Genomic DNA, 16,267 nt, shown 5'->3' with positions numbered 1-16,267 from the left:
TGTTCAGTAGTCTGATTTTGGTGAGTCCTTATATTCGCACCGTCAAGACCGCCTCAGGACCGATAGCGGTGCACGTGGTGTTCTCTGAACGCAAAAGTGCGAAAAGAATGAAGCATATCGGCTCAGCGCATTCAGAGTCTGAGCTTGCGCTTTTGCGGGCTGAGGCTCAACGCATCGTCGATGGTGACCAACTCGCAATGGACTTCGGCGAGGTTACACACACCCCACCGGCAACAGGCAGTGTTTCCAACCCGCTGCCGGTAGCCGGTCAGCGGGCTGGATACTTGCTGGACTGTATTGATGCGTGTTTCAACGAGCTAGGCCTTGCAGCAGCAAGCGGCGATGATCCGGTGCTTCGTGTTCTGGTGCGTGCCCGGATCATCCATCCCAGCTCAAAGCTGGATTTCATCGAGACTCTTGCCGAGGTTGGCATCACCAGCGCAAGCTACCGCACCATCCAGAGGCGTCGTTCCTCCTTCGCCACCGAATCGTTCGGGGAGATACAAACTCAAGCGTTGGCCCATAATGCAGGTATTGGGCCAGGCGCATTTATCTTGTACGACGTGACCATCTTGTACTTTGAAGCCGATACTCCTGATGAGCTTCGCAAACCCCTATTTTCCAAAGAGCATCGTGTGGAGCCACAAAACCTTGTCGGGCTGCTTACTGATGCCACCGGGTTTCCACTGCATGTGGGTGCGTTTGCTGGCAACTCGGCATAAACCCACACGATGCTACCGATGATCACACGGTTCCAAGATGCCTACCAGCTCGACGAGGTTACCGTCGTTGCCGATGCGGGCATGGTTTCAGCGGCGAACAAGCAAGCACTCATCGATGCAGGTCTGCACTACATTTTGTCGGTGAAACCTCCACCGTGCCTGAGGTGATTGAAACCTGGCGGCGGGAAAACCCGGTGAAGACTACGCCCACGGCCAGATCTGGACACAAGCCTCGGCTGGGACAACGGCGCCCATGATTGGCGGCCAGCCCCCGTTGGCGCGGCGAGCCTGGCTGAGGTCGTAACGAATCTCGTGGCTGCCGGTGCTAGCCTGCTGGGGGTGCTGCCGCGTGGGGCCACTGAGATACGCCAGCTGCGCGCTTCCATCCTTCGCGCAACAAGCGGTTCCTCTGGACAATAGCGAAGGAATACCAGGACAACCCCAATGCACGGGGATACAATATTGCTATGAAAAAGTCTTCTTTCCTCGCAGCATGCGCTGCGTTCCTCGTCGCATCTCTGTCCGTACCCGCCGCCAACGCCGAGTTGACCCAGACAGAGCGGGACCAATTCCGTACCGACCCCGTTGGCGCTATTGCCTGGCAGGCCATCAAGGGCTCTTCCGAGTATGTGCGTGCCGATGGTGACACCATGATGGCCGCGTCCTTCTTCTCCATGACTTCGCCGGGCGACGACATCGGCCTGCCGGCCTTGCAGAACTGCGCCGAGCGGGTCGGCTCCTCTGCTCCGGTGGGTGGCGTGCGCTACGTGGCGGCTGCCCTGTGCGCGACCTTTGACCCGACCACACGCGGCGAGGTGCAGCGCGCGAACCTCATGTACGCGCCGCTGGGTTAAACCGCGCTTTATCGAGCCGCACGGTGGTTGCGTCATGTTGCGTTGAATCGCGCTGCGTCAGGCAGTGCGCAGCGCGTTCGATTTGGTGGAATGCTGCAAGGAGGGATGATGCGCAAGCACGTGGTGATCAAGGGAGTCTCGAGCTGCGGTAAGTCCACGGTCGGGGAGTTGCTGGCGCAGCGCACCGGCCTGCCTTTTCGGGATGGGGACGATATGCATCCGGCGGCGAACATCTAGAAGACGGCCTCGGTGCAGGCCCTTGACGGCGCCGTCCGCAAGCCCTGGCTCGAGTCCTTAGGTCGCTTTCTCGCGGACCAGGACGCCGGTGCCATTGTGGGCTGCTCCGCGCTCAAGCGCTCCCACCGCGACATCATCGATACGATCTTTGTGGGCCTGCACGGCTCTTATGAGCTGCTCAAGGAGCGCATGAGTCAGCGCTCTGGGCAACTTCATGTCGGTCGTCCTTCTGGACTCGCAATTCGAGACACTCGAGGAACTGCAGCCGGGGGAAGCGGGCATCGTGCTGGATGTCAGCGAGGCCCCAGAGGAACTTGCCGCCGCGGCGGCCGAATACTTACGGGGTTAGCTGGCGCTTCCCGACTTAGGTCATGTGTGGGTGAGTAACGTTTCTCTTGACACTGCTACCTGGTGGTATTTGACGGTGGGGTGGGATTGTTCCGCACTAAAATGGCCTAAGTCAGGTGGAATCGGGGCGCGCCAGGCGCGGGGACTGTGCGCCGGTTAGCCGGGCAAGTGCATCTTTTAATCCCATGGGAGCCCAGTCTAGTGAGCATTGACGGTGATGGTGCGGCAGCGCTCCAGGTCGAAATAGGCACGTTGGCCGGTGGCGGCAACGCGCTCGCGGGCCACGGACTCATCGTGGGTTACGGCCGTGGCGAGGAAGACGAGCGGCCCCTCCGGCTGGCGCCATGTGCCGAGATACCGCGCGCCGTGTTCCCTGGCTAAGGCCAAGGCCTTGCTCACCGCGGCCGGGGTAGGCTCCGTCACCCGCAGCAGCGCTTTCCCGGTGGGGTTATAGGCGAACCCGGTGCGAGGCTGCTGGCCGGTTTCGATATCGAAGGTGCCTTCTTCGTCCGCGAGCAATTGCCGGAAAATACGCTTCATTGGGCCCCAGCGTAGTATGGGGCACCATGATTGACGCCAGCAACACCGCACTCGTTATTGAAGGCGGCGGCATGCGCAATTCCTATACGGCCGCCTGCATGGTCAAACTCATCGAAGAGGGCGTGAACTTTGGCTGGGTAGGCGGCGTCTCCGCCGGGGCATCGCATACCGTTAATTACTTGGCGCGCGATGCCCGCCGCGCCGAAGAGTCTTTTACGGACTTTGCTCAAAGCCCCAGCTTCGGCGGAGTGGGTTCGCTGGTGCGTGGCACCGGGTATTTCAATGCCGAGTACATCTATGAGCGCGCCGCGGACAAGGATTTGCCCTTTGATTGGCAGGCTTACCGTGAGCATCCGGCCGATATGGTGCTTGCTGCAGCGCGCGCCGATACCGGCGAGTCTGTTTACTGGACGCGCGAGGACATCCACACCCCGGAAGATCTCTTCGTGCGCGTGCGCGCTTCCTCCACGCTGCCGCTGATTATGCCGATGCGAGTTATCGATGGCGCGCCGTACGTGGACGGTGCTTTGGGCTCTTCCGGTGGCATCACCATTGCGCAAGCAGAAGAGGCTGGATACGAGAAGTTCCTGTTTATCGGCACTAAGCCGCGTGGGTATGTACGCCCTGAGGTGGCGCGCCCAGCCTTTGTCCGCCGCGTCTTCCGCAGGTACCCCGCTATTGCCGACGCCCTCATAGCCCGCCCCGCCCTCTATAACGCGGCCAAAGACCGGCTTTTGGAGTTGGAGCGCCAAGGTAGGGCGCAACTATTTTTCCCGCAGGATATGCAGGTAGCCTCTACCGAACGCAACGTACACAAGCTGCGGGCGAACTATCAGGCAGGTAAGGCACAAACATATGCGGAGTGGCCCCGGTGGAGGGAATTCCTCCTCGACTAGTTCACTATGGGCGTTAGCTGTGAGATGTGCCGCTGCTGGGGGTGGGTGGCCCCTGGCGAAAAGGGTCTAAGCAGTAGCGATGCCATTGGTGGTCGTTAAAGAATGTGCCTTTCACGTGGCACTTTGGAGGAAAATGCCTAAAATATTCCAGCGTGTTAGCAATTTTTGATGGAAATATATGGCTGAGCATCTTTTTCATAGTGCTGCTCGGCACGCTATTTGGCATGATCCCCTTCGGTCCGCTGCGCTTTGGCGCGGCAGGCACGCTGTTTGTGGGCTTGGCCTTCGGCTCGTTTATTGACCTAGATAAAGACATCTTAAGCTCCCTGCAAGAGCTGGGCTTGGGACTCTTTATTTATATGCAAGGCCTGTCCGCCGGTGAGCGCTTCTTCAAGGGCTTTTCCAAGCAGATGAAGCACATGCTCACGGCGACCATTGCGATTGTGGTGGCCGCGGGCGCAGCCATCCTCTTTGGTGGCATGCTGGGGCTGGATACCTTGGCTTCCGTTGGTGTATTTGCCGGCGCCACGACCTCGACGCCGTCGCTGGCAGTTGCCCAGCAACAAACCGGTGAAGAGCTACCCGCCGTGGGCTACTCGCTGGGCTATCCCGTGGGTGTGGCGGTGGCCATTTTGGTCGTGGCCTTCCTGCTCAAGCAGAATTGGCCCGCCAAGCACGATAAGGACAATTCTGCCTCCAAGATCTTCCGTTCCCGCACCATCCGCGTTACCAAAGACGTGAACTACGATGATTTGGAAGAACGGTTCAAGGATCACTTTGTTATCGCTACCATTCGCCGCGGTAATAAAGTGCGCGTGGCAGGTGACCGCCCCGAACTGCGCAAAGGTGATATTCTGCGCGTGATGGTCACCAAGGCCAAGGCCCGTGAACTGACCCAAATGCTGGGCAAGCGCCAGCCGCAAACTCCGTTCGTGGATAAGCGCCTGGTCATCGAAACCGTGGCTATTTCTAACCAAGACATTGCCGGCCGCACCGTTGAGGAGCTCAACCTGTTCTCCCGCTATGGCGGTCGCATCGTGCGCGTGCAGCGCGGCGATGAGGAATTCTTGGCCAATAATGAAACTCACCTGGCTTCCGGCGATATCCTCGAGCTCATCGTGAAGTTTGACCGCTTGGGCGATATCAAGGATTACTTCGGCGACTCCATTAAGTCCTACTCCGAGCTGAACTGGGTGGCCTTGGGCGGTGGCCTCTTCTTGGGTTACCTGCTGGGCCAGGTCGTGGTACCGATGCCAGGTGGTGCTTCTTTCGAGCTGGGCTTCGCGCTCGGCCCGCTGATTACCGGTCTTATCCTCGGTGCGCTGCACCGCACCCGCCGCATTCCATGGCAGGTTCCGGCCTCCATTAATACCGCCTTCCAGCAGTGGGGCCTCGTCATCTTCTTGGCGTCTGTGGGCCTCTCATCCGGCGAGGCATTCTTGTCCACCGCCTTCTCCTGGATGGGTCTGAAGTGCATGATCCTCGCCGCCATTGTCACCGTGGTGGTTTCGGTCCTATTCGCTGTAGCGAATCGCTTCATGGGTCAGTCCGAAACCCGTACCTCCGGCGGACTCTCTGGCATCTTTGCTCAGCCGGCCGTGGTCAATTACGCCACGGGGCTGAGCTCCGACTCGCGCATCATGACCGGTTATGCGGCCACCATTGTGGTGGGGCAGGTGGTCAAGATTGCCGTTGTCCCTGTGATGTTGATGGTTTAACACGCAACGGAAAAGGCCGCTTCCCAGAACGGGAAGCGGCCTTTTTCTCTGCTGTGTGGACCTGTGTGGTTTCTAATCCGCCACGAGGGTTTCCATAGTGAGCTCTGGGTGTTCCTTCTCAATGAAGGCGAGCTTCCACTTATCGCCAAAGAGCGCGATGAGCTCGCCATCTTGGCGAGTAAAGATTTCCACGCCACGCTGACGGCCGAGCTCTGGGGCGGATTCGGCATCGGTGCGGCGAGCCACGGAATAGGGAATAGGCTCGGTAACGGTTTCCACGTTGTATTCGAACTCCATGCGGGCCTGCATCACCTCGAACTGCATGGGGCCCACCGCCGCCATGACAGGGGAGGCATCGCCACGCGCCTCGTTCTTGAGAATCTGGACCACGCCCTCGGCCGCCAGCTGCTCCAGGCCCTTACGGAAGGCCTTGTACTTGCCCAGCGACTTCGCGCGCAGAATGCGGAAGGCTTCCGGCGCGAACTGCGGCATGGGCTTAAATTGCACCTTCTTGCCGGAATAGATGGTGTCACCAGGGGCAAGCGAGCCAGCGTTGACCAAACCCACGATATCGCCCGGATAGGCGGTGTCCACGGTATCGCGCGTGCGACCAAAGACAGTCAGGGCGTACTTGGTGGAAAAGCTGCGGCCGGACTGGGCGTGGTTGACCTGCATGCCGCGCTCGAATTCACCGGAAACCACGCGCATAAAGGCCAAGTTATCGCGGTGCTTTTGGTCCATGCCTGCCTGGACCTTGAAGACGACCCCCGAGAAGTCATCGCTAACCTCGCGGACCTCATCAATGGCGCTGGTGGCAGCCTCGACTGCCTTTGGGTCGGATTCGCGCGAGTGCGGAGCCGGGGCAATGGCGCACAGGGTGTCCAAAATCTGGTGCACACCAAAGTTCAGCATCGCAGAAGCAAAAATGAGCGGGGAGGTCACGCACTGTTCAAAAAGCTCCTGATCGTGCAGGGCACCGTCGGCGGCGAGCAGCTCGGCTTCCTCGACTGCGGTCTCCCACACCTCTTCTTCCTTCTCACCGGCGGCATCCGGAGCAAAGTGTTCCTCCGGGGCGATGGTAGAACCACCGGCAGTGCGGATGAAGTGGATATACTCATCGGCCTCGCCATCATCGTTGATGTGTGCCAAGCCGCGGAAGTCACCGGCAATGCCTACCGGCCAGTACAGCGGGGTGGGCTGCAGTTGGATTTCGTTGACGATTTCGTCGACAAGCTCCAAGGGCTCGCGGCCCACGCGGTCCCACTTATTGATCACGGTAACGATAGGCAGGCCGCGGGCCTTGCACACGCGGAAGAGCTTGAGGGTCTGGGGCTCGAGGCCCTTGGCGGCGTCGATAAGCATGACTGCCGCATCCACCGCGGTGAGCACGCGGTAGGTATCCTCTGAGAAGTCCGCGTGGCCCGGGGTATCGACCAGGTTGATCATGTAGGGCTCGCCTTCGTGGCCCTCCGGTGCATACTCGAACTGCAGCGCCGAGGACGCCACGGAAATGCCGCGGTCCTTTTCCATATCCATCCAGTCAGACACGGTGGACTTGCGGTTGCCCTTGCCGTGGACCGCGCCGGCCTCATTAATAACGTGTGCGTGCAGCGCCAGCGCCTCCGTCAGCGTGGACTTACCAGCATCCGGGTGGGCGATAACGGCAAACGTGCGGCGGCGGGAGGCCTCAGAAACGACAGAACTCATGCGCCATAGTCTAGTGGTTTCGCGCTACCACTCCACATTGAGGCGGCGCCCCAAATCATCAAAGACGCGACGAGCCACCGACAGCTTCTTCGCAATGGGGCGCTGGAGACCAGGTTTGCGCTTGTCGTTGTAGTATTCGCCGGATTCAAAGTGGATTCCCTCGGTGCCCGTCAAAAAGTAGGCGAGGTTTTCGCCGCCGTCGGCAGGCTTGCCAAAGGTCTTGCCAATCAGCCCGGAATACAGCTTGGACATCATGCCGGTAGAGGACTTGGAAAAGTCAGTGGCAAGCACGCCAGGGTGGAAGGACACCGCGGAAAGCCCGTGGGCATCAAAATAACGGGTGAGCAGGATATCGCCCAGCTTGGCGTTGCCGTAGGCGCGCTCAGGGCTGAAGTGCTCCAGCGTATTAGGGTCGCTGAGGTCGAATTGAGACATGAGGAAATTGGCTAGGGAAGCCGTTTGAACCACGTTCGCCTTATCCGCGCGCAGCTTGTCCCGTAGCAGCGAGGTCAACAGGAAAGGCGCGACCACGTTGACCTGCCAGGTGCGCTCAAATCCATCGGCGGTGGTGGATGGGCCGTCAAAAATGCCGCCGGCATTATTGCCCAAGGCGTGGATGTGCTCTAGGCCCTCCAAGTTCTGTGCCAAGCGGCGTACCTGGCCCAATGATTCGAAGTCCGCCAGGAAGTACTGGCCTTCGACTTCCTCGGCCACCGCGCGGGTCTTTTCCGGATTGCGGCCGATGATAACCAGGTTGTCTTGTGGCCGGGTGCGGTGCAACTGACGAGCTGCCGCGGCGCCCAATCCGCCCGATGCGCCGGTAATCACAATGGTCTTGGCAGTGCTATTTGGCGAAGTCATAGCACCAATCCTAACCGCCCACCGAGGGCAGCGCCGGCTAGCAGTTTCCCTGGGCCGAAAGCAGGTCTATACTTCCGCTGGTGAAACACTTGCTTTCCATACGGCAGTGGGGCCCGGCGCGATTGACCGCGGCTGGCTTCCTCGTGCTGATTCTGGTGGGAACGGTTTTGCTCATGCTGCCGTTCGCCGAAGCCGGCACCGCCCGCGCTTCCTTCCTGTCTGCCCTGTTTACCGCTACGTCTGCGGTCTCGCTCACCGGGCTTATCGTGGTGGATACCGGCAGCTTTTGGAGCCCGGCCGGCCAGGTCATCATTTTGGCGCTGATCCAACTGGGCGGCCTGGGCATCATGTCGCTCGCTTCGCTATCGGGCCTGCTTTTTACCGGCCGGATTAGCTTCAAGGCGCGCAAAACTGGTGCCTATGAGGGGCGCCCCATTGCCCCCGGCGGAATCCGCAAGACGCTGATTTTTACCTTCGCATTTACCGCGGTGGCTGAGACCATCATCGCTGTCATTGTGGCCGCACGCTTGATGATTGGCTATGGGCACTCCTTTCCGCGCGCGGTGTGGGAGGGCATTTTCCATGCGGTATCTGCGTTTAACAATGCCGGCTTTAGCACCAATAGCGATAACCTGGTGCCCTTTGTTTCTGATGCCTGGATTTTGCTGCCCTTGGCCGCCGCATTGATTGGTGGCGGTTTAGGTTTTCCGGTGTGGGCGGAGTTGGCGCGGTTGGTACGCCGCGATCGCCATGTGGTCCACCGCATTTCCATTACTGCCCGCATGACCCTAACGGCCACAATGGTGCTCTTGCTCGCCGGCGGCGTCTTTTTCGCGTGTATGGAGTGGACCGGGCTTTTATCCTCCATGTCGCTGGGGGATAAGCTGCTCAACTCTTTCTTTGCCAGCGCGTCCCCGCGCACGGCGGGCTTTAACGCCATTGATTATGGGCAGGCACACCCCATTACGCTGATGGGTACCGATATTTTGATGTTCATCGGTGGTGGCTCTGCCGGTACGGCCGGCGGCATCAAGGTCACCACCGCCTGCGTGCTTTTGGCTGCCATGGCCGCGGAATTTACGGGCCGGGAAACCACCACCATCGGCCACCGCAGCCTTCCGCGCTCGGTGACCCGCCAGGCGTTGGCGCTGAGCTTTGCCGGGGTTCTGGTGGTCACGTTGGGCGTGGCGGTCCTGCGCTTTTTTGATCCGGAGTTTAGCGGTGATCAGGTGTCCTTTGAAGTGCTCTCCGCTTTCGCTACGGTGGGCTTGTCCACCGGAATTACCGCAAGCCTGTCTGCGCCCTCGCAGATAGTGCTGTGCCTCATCATGTACCTGGGCCGCGTTGGCCCAACTACCTTGGTAGCAGCGCTGGCGGCAAAATCCGTCAGCCGGCGCTATAGCTATCCCGAAGAAAGGCCGTTCCTTGGCTAATATTCTCAAGGCGCTGGGACGCTCCCGCGCCGGCATCGATATTCCACCCGTCGTCGTTATTGGATTAGGCCGATTTGGCTCTTCGCTTGCGCATGAGCTGATGGCCAATGGTGTTGAGGTCCTCGGCATCGACTCCAGCGAAAAGCGCGTGCGCGAAGAAGCGCCCTACCTCACCGAGACCATTGCGGCCGATACCACCGACCCAGAGGCTTTGCGCCAGCTGGGCGTGGAGGAGGTTGAGCGCGTCATCGTCGCCATCGGCTCCCATTTGGAAGATTCCATCCTCACCGCGTCCAATCTGGTGGAGTTGGGGGTCAAAGACATCTGGGCCAAGGCGGACTCGGAGGCACACGCGCGTATTCTCAGCCAGATTGGTACCCACCATGTCATCCGGCCGGAGCGCGATACCGGCCGCCGCGTGGCTTACCTTTTGGGCGGGCGGTTCCGTGATTTTGCGGAGATTGCCACCGATTATGGCGTGACCCAGATGGCCGTGCCTAGCTCATTGGTGGGCCGGCCGCTCGACCTGTCTGCCATCTGGCGCACGCACCGCGTGCAATTGGTTTCCGTGCGCCGCGCGGAAGGGGAGTGGGCCCCGCTTGCCGACGCCACCGAGCTCACCCCCACCGATTTCATCGTCGCCGCCGGCAGCCCCAAGGCGCTAGAAAAATTTTCCCAGTGCTAGCGCGAGTGGATCTGGTTCTGGGCCTTGCCTAGCCCGTCTGCCACGATGAGGCGGGCGGCCTCGGCCGCGGTGGCGATGGCGTCATCAAAGCCTGCGCCCGCATCCACGGGGCCCAATACGTAATCCGGAATGGACGAACCCTTGGGCGGCCGGGCAATACCAATGCGCACGCGCAGATAGTCGCGGGCTCCCAAGCGCTCGGTGAGCGACTTGAGGCCGTTGTGCCCGTTTTCATTTCCGCCCTGCTTGATCCGGATCTTATTGGCCGGAAGGTCCAGCTCATCGTGGAGAACAATGACGTGATCTGGGGCGATGCCTAGCTCCTGTGCCAGCGGCGCTACTGGATCGCCAGAAAGATTCATAAACGTGCCCGAACGCACGGCAAGTACTTTCTGTCCCGCCCAGCTAAGCGGCGCGACTTGCACATCCATCCCACGGACCGGCTCAAGCACGTCACCGCCTGCGGCTAACAGATCATCGACGGCCATATAGCCCACATTGTGGCGGGTAGCGGCATACTTCGCGCCGGGATTGCCCAGGCCCACAATAAGCCACTCCGCCTCTAGCTCGTCCGGATTGAGGCCTGGTGTGGGTTTATTCTTCGAGCCAAAGAACCGCGCGAAAAAATCTCCTAAAGGTGCCACTGCACTAGACTTCCTCTCTCAGTAGGGTGGGGCGCTATGAGTCAGGTTATAAGTTCCCTTTCCCGTAGCGTAATCCCCGCGCCCATGGCCGGCGGTCCCACCACCCCGGAACTGGTGCGCGCCGCCCATGCCGCCGGTTCCTTTGGCACTCTAGGCTTGGGCTCTGCCAGCCTAGACGCTGCCCGCACACAGATTGACCAGTGTGCCGGTATTCCGTTTGGAGTAAACCTCTTTTGCCCACAACAGCCGCTTTCCGGGGTGCAACGTGCCGCCGCACGCGAGCTGGCGCAAGCAGAAAACCAGCCACTGCCTGATCCCGATTACTCCTTTGGCTTCGAAGAGAAGCTGGACCTAGCGTTGCGCGGCGGTGCCCGCGTGGTGTGGTCTATGTTTGGCCCCTTCACACCCGAACAGATAGAGCGAATCCACGCCGCGGGCGCAGAGGCCTGGACCACCGTCACCACTTCTGCTGAGGCAACCGCGGCCGCACGTCGGGGCGTCGACGTGCTCTGCGTCCAAGGCCCGGCCGCCGGCGGCCATCGCGGAACCTGGGATTTAGCCGCGACTCCCGATTCCCGGGATCTGGAAGAACTAGTGGCCGAGGTGCATACAGCAGCCCCAGATCTTCCTCTAATCGCCGCTGGCGGCCTGCGCACCGCAGACGATATAGCCACTGCTATGTCCTGGGACGGCGTCGCCGCATGTTCCTGCGGTTCTGCATTTTTGCTCACCGAAGAGGCGGGAACGAGTGACTACAACCGGCAGCTACTGCGTCGTGGTGGGCAGACCGTGTCTACCCGTGCTTTCTCAGGCCGCTTCGCCCGTGGACTAGAAACTCAGTACACCCGCAGTCACCCCAACCTTCCCCCGGTTTATCCGCTCTTGAACCCTGTGCTTAAGAAACGCCGTGCGCAGCACGATGATGCCGTAGCCTACTGCCTCGTAGGTACCGACGTGGCAAAAATTAACGGGGGTACTGTGGCCAACATCCTGAACGAACTATGCCAAAACCCACAGTAGTAGGCGCTAATATTTATGTTTGAAGATTTAATGCCACCCCCGTGACAGAAAAGGAATGAATTACGTGACTGCGAACGCACATGTTGGCCATGATGATTGGAACGAGCGCCTCGAGCTGGCGCAGCAGATGATTCCGCTCATCCACCAGCTGCACCGCAACAATAACGTTGTCACCACCATCTTCGGCCGCCCACTGGTGGGGCAGACCGATATCGACATCATCAAGTCTCACCGCTACGGCCGCCGCATCGCGCAGCGCCACCTGTCCACGGCGGAGACCCTGCCTATCCTGGTGGAATTGGCAGACATGAACCTGGGCGCGGCAAGCGTCGACCTCGGCCGCTTGGTCCTCGGGTGGGAGGAATCCAACGAGGAAAACCTCCGCATGTACTTGGAAGGCGAGCTGTGCCAGATCGTCGGTGCTGGCGTTGACCTAGAGACCACTGACGTCGTCCTCTACGGCTTCGGCCGCATCGGCCGCCTTCTTGCTCGCCTCCTCGTCGCCCGCGAGGCAGCTTATGGTGGCGTTCGCCTGCGCGGCATCGTCCTGCGCAAGAAGGGCGACGGTGACATCCTCAAGCGCGCTTCCTTGCTGCGCCGCGATTCCGTTCACGGTGCTTTCAACGGCACCATCTCTGTAGATGAGGAAAACGAGGTCATCTGGGCTAACGGCACCAAGATCCAGATGATCTACGCCAACGATCCCGCCGAGATCGACTACACCTCTTATGGCATCAACAACGCCATCTTGGTGGACAACACCGGCGCATGGCGCGACCGCGAGGGCCTGTCTCAGCACCTCAAGGCCAAGGGCATCTCCCGCGTGCTGCTGACCGCACCGGGCAAGGGCGATATCAAGAACATCGTCTACGGCATCAATAACGACAACATCAGCGATGAGGATCAGATCCTCTCCGCTGCATCCTGCACCACCAACGGCATTACCCCGGTTCTTAAGGTCATCAATGACCGCTACGGTGTAACCCACGGTCACGTGGAGACCGCGCACTCGTTCACCAATGACCAGAACCTCATCGATAACTACCACAAGGGCGATCGCCGCGGCCGCGCCGCAGGCCTGAACATGGTGCTTACCGCTACCGGCGCAGCCAAGGCTGTGGCCAAGGCTCTACCGGAATTTGAGGGCAAGCTCACCGGCAATGCCATCCGCGTTCCTACCCCGGACGTGTCCATGGCCGTGCTCAACCTCGAGCTGTCCAAGGAAGTAGAGCGCGATGAGGTCAACGACTTCCTCCGCAACGTTTCCCTGCACTCCGACCTGCGCCAGCAGATTTCCTACATTGCCTCTCCAGAGGTCGTTTCCTCTGACTTCATCGGCAATACCCACGCCGGCATCGTCGACGGCGTTGCTACCATCGCCTCCGGCAAGCACCTGGTGCTCTACGTGTGGTACGACAACGAGTATGGCTACTCCAACCAGGTAGTACGCATCGTAGAAGAGCTGGCGCACACCCGCCCGGTTGTTCTGCCGAAGCGCGTATCTCCGTCTGAGCTTTAAGCTCATAAAGCTCTGGCCCGCGGTTTCCGCGGGCTTTTGCCGTTTTCCCTGCTCCAATCACCCCACCCCGAAAGCAGCCACGCTATCGGCCTGGAAGCACGCCAATGGAGTTGAAACGTGGCCGCTTGATGTGGTTAATCCGTTGGCTGCAGTGCCTTTGTCTGCAGCAGTCGTTTCGCCATCCACGAACCAACGGCGGCGATGAGCAGTGTTAAGAACGCTGCGACAGCGTAGCGTGCAGGAGTATCGGCATTTATTGGCCACGCCGAAAAGGCAACTAGCCACAGGTAAGTCTTGGCGAGGACATCACCGCCGAGAGTTACGGAAACAATGGTGCCCATGATGGTGAGGGCGAGTGCACTAATAATCCCGAAGCGCACCACGATGCACAGGGAAATCACCGCAATACTGAAACCTACACCTACGGCCAGCGGCAGTCGTCCCAATACAGCAGGAGCAGAAGTACCGGCGCAGATTGAAGCGAGCGAAGCAGCCGTGCACACGAATACTATTGCCCCAAAGATCCAGATGAGAAGGGCGTTTGGGCTATGTCGTGATTCGCTGTAGCTCAGCGGCCACGCCGCCTCTAGCAGTGGCCACACTATGCAAGGGAGGACTCCCGCGCCCACAGGCAGTAGCGCAAAGACGAAGAAGCCGTGGACATAATCGGCAGGGTAGGTGAGGGCAATGACGGCTAAAGCCACGATGCTCAGTACTAGACACCCAATGAGCAAGGGGCTCGATGCCGCACGGTGCAGCCCGATCAGCGCGCCAGGTAGCTTGGAGCGAGCGGCAGCTCTCGGTGTAGCAGTTGGGGTCCACACCCCACCAGTGGTGATTGCGGCCGCATCTTCAGCGGTACCGCCCTGGCGCAGACGCAACCTAAGAGGGCGTATGCGGCGAGGAGTAAAGATTGCCGCGCACGTACCTACAGCCGCTAGAACCAGGCACAGCAGTGCGGCAGGCAGTGGACCTTCTTGCAGTAGCGGATCACCTGGATCGAGAGGAACAGAGTTTTGATGGATCCGCAGGGCAGGAAGCATTAATCTCATCGGCCATGCAGGCGGGAATGCCCACCACGCATTGCCCTCGACAGTGCTCGGTAGAGTTCCAATTTCTTGCCAGACAATGCCTCCAGCCAACGCGGCGACGAGGCCGCAGCGGCGCGAACACCCTACAGCGAGTCCGGCGATCCCGATAGCCCCTAGGAAGGAATAGAGCCCAGCCACCACTAATAGTTGATGGTTGGCACGGCCCTGAAGAGCCACTATTGCCCAAGAAAGACCGAAATTGAGGACATGAAAGATCGCCAAGCTAGAAAGGACGGCAAGATAGCGCGAGGCCTGTTCATAGTGGGCATTGATCCGGCGCCACAGCGTACCGCCGCCGCGAGTACGGACTTCTCGGCGCTCGGGAATGGCGGCAAAGAGCGCGATGAGAGGTGCATACATGCCCGTGATGAACATGGACTGCCATCCCAAAACGCCGGTGGCGTCCTGCGCGGGAGAAGCCAGCGCGGAAAACAACGCTGTCAATACCACTAATGGTACGGCCAGTAGAGGGAGCCATTGCAGTGCGCTCCCGCGGCTGCGAAGGACCTCGGCAGAAAGGTAACGCTTAAACATGAGCTTCACCATCCGGGGAGGTCAAGCGGAAAAACTCGGCTTCTAGCTGGCCACTGGGAGCCAAATTCTTAAGAGAACCAGAATAGCGAATGGTGCCCTCGGCAAGGATGGTGATGTCTTGGGCTAAGTGGACAACCTCACCGAGCTGATGGGAGCTGACGATGACGGTATGACCGGCGCCAGCCAGCTTCTGCAGGAGCTCACGAAGCTCTACGATGCCCTGCGGATCAAGGCCATTTTGTGGTTCATCGAGAACGAGGATTTCGGGATCGCCAAGCAGTGCTTGGGCTAGGGCGAGGCGTGCCTTCATGCCAGTAGAAAATGACTTAGCCTTCTTCGACCCAGCTCCATTGAGACCGACGATGGCAAGCACTCGCTCTATCTCGGATTCTGGTAGACCAAGCAATCGCGTATGGACGCGAAGGTTGGCTGCTGCAGAAAGGTGCCCATAAAAAGCTGGACCGTTAACGGAAGCCCCCACGTGGTCGAGAACCTCGCGTGACCAGGGCGCACCAGCCACGCGAATAGTCCCGGAATCGGCGGTCAGCAGGCCTAGAAAGATGGAAAAGAGCGTAGATTTGCCGGCACCGTTTCGCCCTAAAAGAGCATGGACGCGACCAGGGGTGATGCGAAAATCTACGTCCCGCAAGACTGTGTGGGGGCCAAAAGACTTCGAGACGTGCTCAAAAGAGATGTCATAGTTCATACTGTGAAGTCTCGCGTGCCGGGGCGCGAGAATCTTCCGCCTACAAGACGGACTTCGCAGTGAATGTCTCCTACTGCAGTAGGAGACTAGGCAATTCCGGCGCGCTGGGCGAACAGCACCAGCGCCACGCGGTCGCGCGCCGCAAGCTTAGACATGAGCGAAGAGACGTGCGTCTTTACCGTCGTTTCCGCAATGACCATCTCGGCGGCGATCTCGGAATTTGTAGCACCGCGTGCGATGAGCGAAAGAACTTCCATCTCGCGCCGGGTTACCAGGCTAAGCCCTTGGCGCTCCTGCGCGCTCAACTGGCCGCGGGTAAGGGCGGTGCGATAGGCCTCCAAAACTGGTCCGGTGACCTGAGAGGCCAGCACCGATTCGCCCTTGGCGACGTCCCGGACTGCCCCCGCTAACACCTCCGGATCCGCATCTTTGAGGAGGAACCCATGCGCGCCAGCGGCGATAGATTGAGCCACCAATTCTTCTTCATTAAACGTGGTGAGCATGATGATTCGGCATTCGGGGACGCGGGAAAGGATTGCTTGGGCCGCAGCGATGCCGTCCATGCCGGGCATTCGGATATCCAGGATGGCTACGTCAGTGCGGTGGCTCAACGCTGCGGTGACGGCTTCGGAGCCGGTATTGGCGGTGGCCACGACCTCAATATCATCCTGAGCGTTAAGGATGGTAGACAATGCGGCAACTAGCATCGCTTGGTCATCGGCGAGTAGGACACGAATCTTAGGCACGGCTTT

Annotated in this window: 17 protein-coding genes and 1 pseudogene; 10 read left to right on the top strand and 8 right to left on the bottom strand. The window is 59.8% G+C overall.

The features are described 5' to 3' along the window. Positions 1 to 20: 20 nt before the first annotated feature. From CORTU0001_RS08715 to CORTU0001_RS12080, 3 genes and pseudogenes are all read left to right on the top strand, one after another. Positions 21 to 960 (top strand): annotated as a pseudogene (locus tag CORTU0001_RS08715) (IS1634 family transposase); the annotation flags it as partial. Positions 961 to 1,189: 229 nt separating this feature from the next. Continuing rightward, the gene (locus tag CORTU0001_RS08705; protein ID WP_005329067.1) at positions 1,190 to 1,576 is read left to right on the top strand and encodes a hypothetical protein; all 387 of its coding nucleotides are present in this window, start codon (positions 1,190 to 1,192) and stop codon (positions 1,574 to 1,576) included. 105 nt (positions 1,577 to 1,681) lie between these two features. Continuing rightward, a complete protein-coding gene (locus tag CORTU0001_RS12080; RefSeq protein WP_366511721.1) occupies positions 1,682 to 1,813 on the top strand; it encodes a shikimate kinase in 132 nt (43 codons plus the stop codon). A 57-nt stretch (positions 1,814 to 1,870) separates the two neighbouring features. Here the strand turns inward: CORTU0001_RS12080 and CORTU0001_RS12075 are convergent, their stop codons facing one another. Continuing rightward, the gene (locus CORTU0001_RS12075; RefSeq protein WP_366511720.1) at positions 1,871 to 2,029 is read right to left on the bottom strand and encodes a hypothetical protein; all 159 of its coding nucleotides are present in this window, start codon (positions 2,027 to 2,029) and stop codon (positions 1,871 to 1,873) included. On the opposite strand from CORTU0001_RS12075, the gene CORTU0001_RS12070 reads away from it, so the two are divergent. Further along, positions 2,028 to 2,162: a carbohydrate kinase gene (locus CORTU0001_RS12070; RefSeq protein ID WP_005329065.1), complete on the top strand. Its 135-nt coding sequence runs from the start codon at positions 2,028 to 2,030 to the stop codon at positions 2,160 to 2,162. The two genes, CORTU0001_RS12075 and CORTU0001_RS12070, sit on opposite strands and share 2 nt — an antisense overlap. Before the next feature lie 197 nt (positions 2,163 to 2,359). Here CORTU0001_RS12070 and CORTU0001_RS08690 read toward each other — a convergent pair whose 3' ends face one another. Next, the gene (locus tag CORTU0001_RS08690) at positions 2,360 to 2,701 is read right to left on the bottom strand and encodes a hypothetical protein (protein WP_005329062.1); all 342 of its coding nucleotides are present in this window, start codon (positions 2,699 to 2,701) and stop codon (positions 2,360 to 2,362) included. Positions 2,702 to 2,727: 26 nt separating this feature from the next. Here CORTU0001_RS08690 and CORTU0001_RS08685 point away from each other — a divergent pair, with 26 nt between their 5' ends. Together CORTU0001_RS08685 and CORTU0001_RS08680 are read left to right on the top strand one after the other, a co-directional pair. Then, entirely contained in the window at positions 2,728 to 3,597 is an 870-nt protein-coding gene (locus CORTU0001_RS08685; protein ID WP_005329059.1) for a patatin-like phospholipase family protein, read from the top strand. A gap of 152 nt (positions 3,598 to 3,749) precedes the next feature. Further along, positions 3,750 to 5,315 carry an aspartate-alanine antiporter-like transporter gene (locus tag CORTU0001_RS08680; protein ID WP_034668565.1) on the top strand — a complete coding sequence of 522 codons (1,566 nt, stop codon included), beginning with the start codon at positions 3,750 to 3,752 and terminating at the stop codon, positions 5,313 to 5,315. Positions 5,316 to 5,387: 72 nt separating this feature from the next. Here the strand turns inward: CORTU0001_RS08680 and CORTU0001_RS08675 are convergent, their stop codons facing one another. Then, positions 5,388 to 7,022 carry a peptide chain release factor 3 gene (locus CORTU0001_RS08675; RefSeq protein WP_005329056.1) on the bottom strand — a complete coding sequence of 545 codons (1,635 nt, stop codon included), beginning with the start codon at positions 7,020 to 7,022 and terminating at the stop codon, positions 5,388 to 5,390. Between the two features lie 24 nt (positions 7,023 to 7,046). Beyond that, positions 7,047 to 7,883: an SDR family NAD(P)-dependent oxidoreductase gene (locus tag CORTU0001_RS08670; protein WP_005329055.1), complete on the bottom strand. Its 837-nt coding sequence runs from the start codon at positions 7,881 to 7,883 to the stop codon at positions 7,047 to 7,049. Between the two features lie 80 nt (positions 7,884 to 7,963). On the opposite strand from CORTU0001_RS08670, the gene CORTU0001_RS08665 reads away from it, so the two are divergent. Together CORTU0001_RS08665 and CORTU0001_RS08660 are read left to right on the top strand one after the other, a co-directional pair. Then, positions 7,964 to 9,316, top strand: coding sequence for a TrkH family potassium uptake protein (locus CORTU0001_RS08665; protein ID WP_005329054.1), 1,353 nt, complete (start codon positions 7,964 to 7,966; stop codon positions 9,314 to 9,316). Further along, positions 9,309 to 10,001: a potassium channel family protein gene (locus tag CORTU0001_RS08660; RefSeq protein WP_005329053.1), complete on the top strand. Its 693-nt coding sequence runs from the start codon at positions 9,309 to 9,311 to the stop codon at positions 9,999 to 10,001. The genes CORTU0001_RS08665 and CORTU0001_RS08660 overlap by 8 nt, the downstream gene beginning before the upstream one ends. Here CORTU0001_RS08660 and pth read toward each other — a convergent pair. Further along, positions 9,998 to 10,645, bottom strand: a complete 648-nt coding sequence (gene pth / locus CORTU0001_RS08655; protein WP_005329051.1) for an aminoacyl-tRNA hydrolase — start codon at positions 10,643 to 10,645, stop codon at positions 9,998 to 10,000. The two genes, CORTU0001_RS08660 and pth, sit on opposite strands and share 4 nt — an antisense overlap. A gap of 36 nt (positions 10,646 to 10,681) precedes the next feature. Here pth and CORTU0001_RS08650 point away from each other — a divergent pair, with 36 nt between their 5' ends. Together CORTU0001_RS08650 and CORTU0001_RS08645 are read left to right on the top strand one after the other, a co-directional pair. Further along, a complete protein-coding gene (locus CORTU0001_RS08650; RefSeq protein ID WP_005329048.1) occupies positions 10,682 to 11,665 on the top strand; it encodes a nitronate monooxygenase in 984 nt (327 codons plus the stop codon). Positions 11,666 to 11,729: 64 nt separating this feature from the next. Then, a complete protein-coding gene (locus CORTU0001_RS08645) occupies positions 11,730 to 13,184 on the top strand; it encodes a glyceraldehyde-3-phosphate dehydrogenase (RefSeq protein WP_005329046.1) in 1,455 nt (484 codons plus the stop codon). Between the two features lie 134 nt (positions 13,185 to 13,318). On the opposite strand, the gene CORTU0001_RS08640 is transcribed toward CORTU0001_RS08645, so the two are convergent. From CORTU0001_RS08640 to CORTU0001_RS08630, 3 genes are all read right to left on the bottom strand, one after another. After that, positions 13,319 to 14,725 carry an ABC-2 family transporter permease gene (locus tag CORTU0001_RS08640; protein ID WP_244262109.1) on the bottom strand — a complete coding sequence of 469 codons (1,407 nt, stop codon included), beginning with the start codon at positions 14,723 to 14,725 and terminating at the stop codon, positions 13,319 to 13,321. 76 nt (positions 14,726 to 14,801) lie between these two features. Next, positions 14,802 to 15,515, bottom strand: a complete 714-nt coding sequence (locus tag CORTU0001_RS08635; RefSeq protein WP_005329043.1) for an ATP-binding cassette domain-containing protein — start codon at positions 15,513 to 15,515, stop codon at positions 14,802 to 14,804. An 86-nt stretch (positions 15,516 to 15,601) separates the two neighbouring features. Then, positions 15,602 to 16,261 (bottom strand): response regulator transcription factor, encoded by a 660-nt coding sequence (locus CORTU0001_RS08630; protein ID WP_005329041.1) that lies wholly within the window; start codon positions 16,259 to 16,261, stop codon positions 15,602 to 15,604. Positions 16,262 to 16,267: the final 6 nt, after the last annotated feature.

Source organism: Corynebacterium tuberculostearicum SK141, from assembly GCF_000175635.1.
In the GTDB taxonomy this organism is placed as follows: Bacteria; Actinomycetota; Actinomycetes; order Mycobacteriales; family Mycobacteriaceae; genus Corynebacterium; species Corynebacterium tuberculostearicum_C.
The sequence above is the reverse complement of the archived record's forward strand: the minus strand, read 5'-3'. Positions and strand labels throughout refer to the sequence as shown.

Coding starts and splice junctions, on each gene's coding strand:
- CORTU0001_RS08705 (WP_005329067.1), top strand. CDS start 1,190: ATGAAAAAGTCTTCTTTCCTCGCAGCATGCGCTGCGTTCCTCGTCGCA.
- CORTU0001_RS08690 (WP_005329062.1), bottom strand. CDS start 2,701: ATGAAGCGTATTTTCCGGCAATTGCTCGCGGACGAAGAAGGCACCTTC.
- CORTU0001_RS12080 (WP_366511721.1), top strand. CDS start 1,682: ATGATGCGCAAGCACGTGGTGATCAAGGGAGTCTCGAGCTGCGGTAAG.
- CORTU0001_RS12075 (WP_366511720.1), bottom strand. CDS start 2,029: ATGAAGTTGCCCAGAGCGCTGACTCATGCGCTCCTTGAGCAGCTCATA.
- CORTU0001_RS08675 (WP_005329056.1), bottom strand. CDS start 7,022: ATGAGTTCTGTCGTTTCTGAGGCCTCCCGCCGCCGCACGTTTGCCGTT.
- CORTU0001_RS08670 (WP_005329055.1), bottom strand. CDS start 7,883: ATGACTTCGCCAAATAGCACTGCCAAGACCATTGTGATTACCGGCGCA.
- CORTU0001_RS08635 (WP_005329043.1), bottom strand. CDS start 15,515: ATGAACTATGACATCTCTTTTGAGCACGTCTCGAAGTCTTTTGGCCCC.
- CORTU0001_RS08685 (WP_005329059.1), top strand. CDS start 2,728: ATGATTGACGCCAGCAACACCGCACTCGTTATTGAAGGCGGCGGCATG.
- CORTU0001_RS08650 (WP_005329048.1), top strand. CDS start 10,682: ATGAGTCAGGTTATAAGTTCCCTTTCCCGTAGCGTAATCCCCGCGCCC.
- CORTU0001_RS12070 (WP_005329065.1), top strand. CDS start 2,028: ATGTCGGTCGTCCTTCTGGACTCGCAATTCGAGACACTCGAGGAACTG.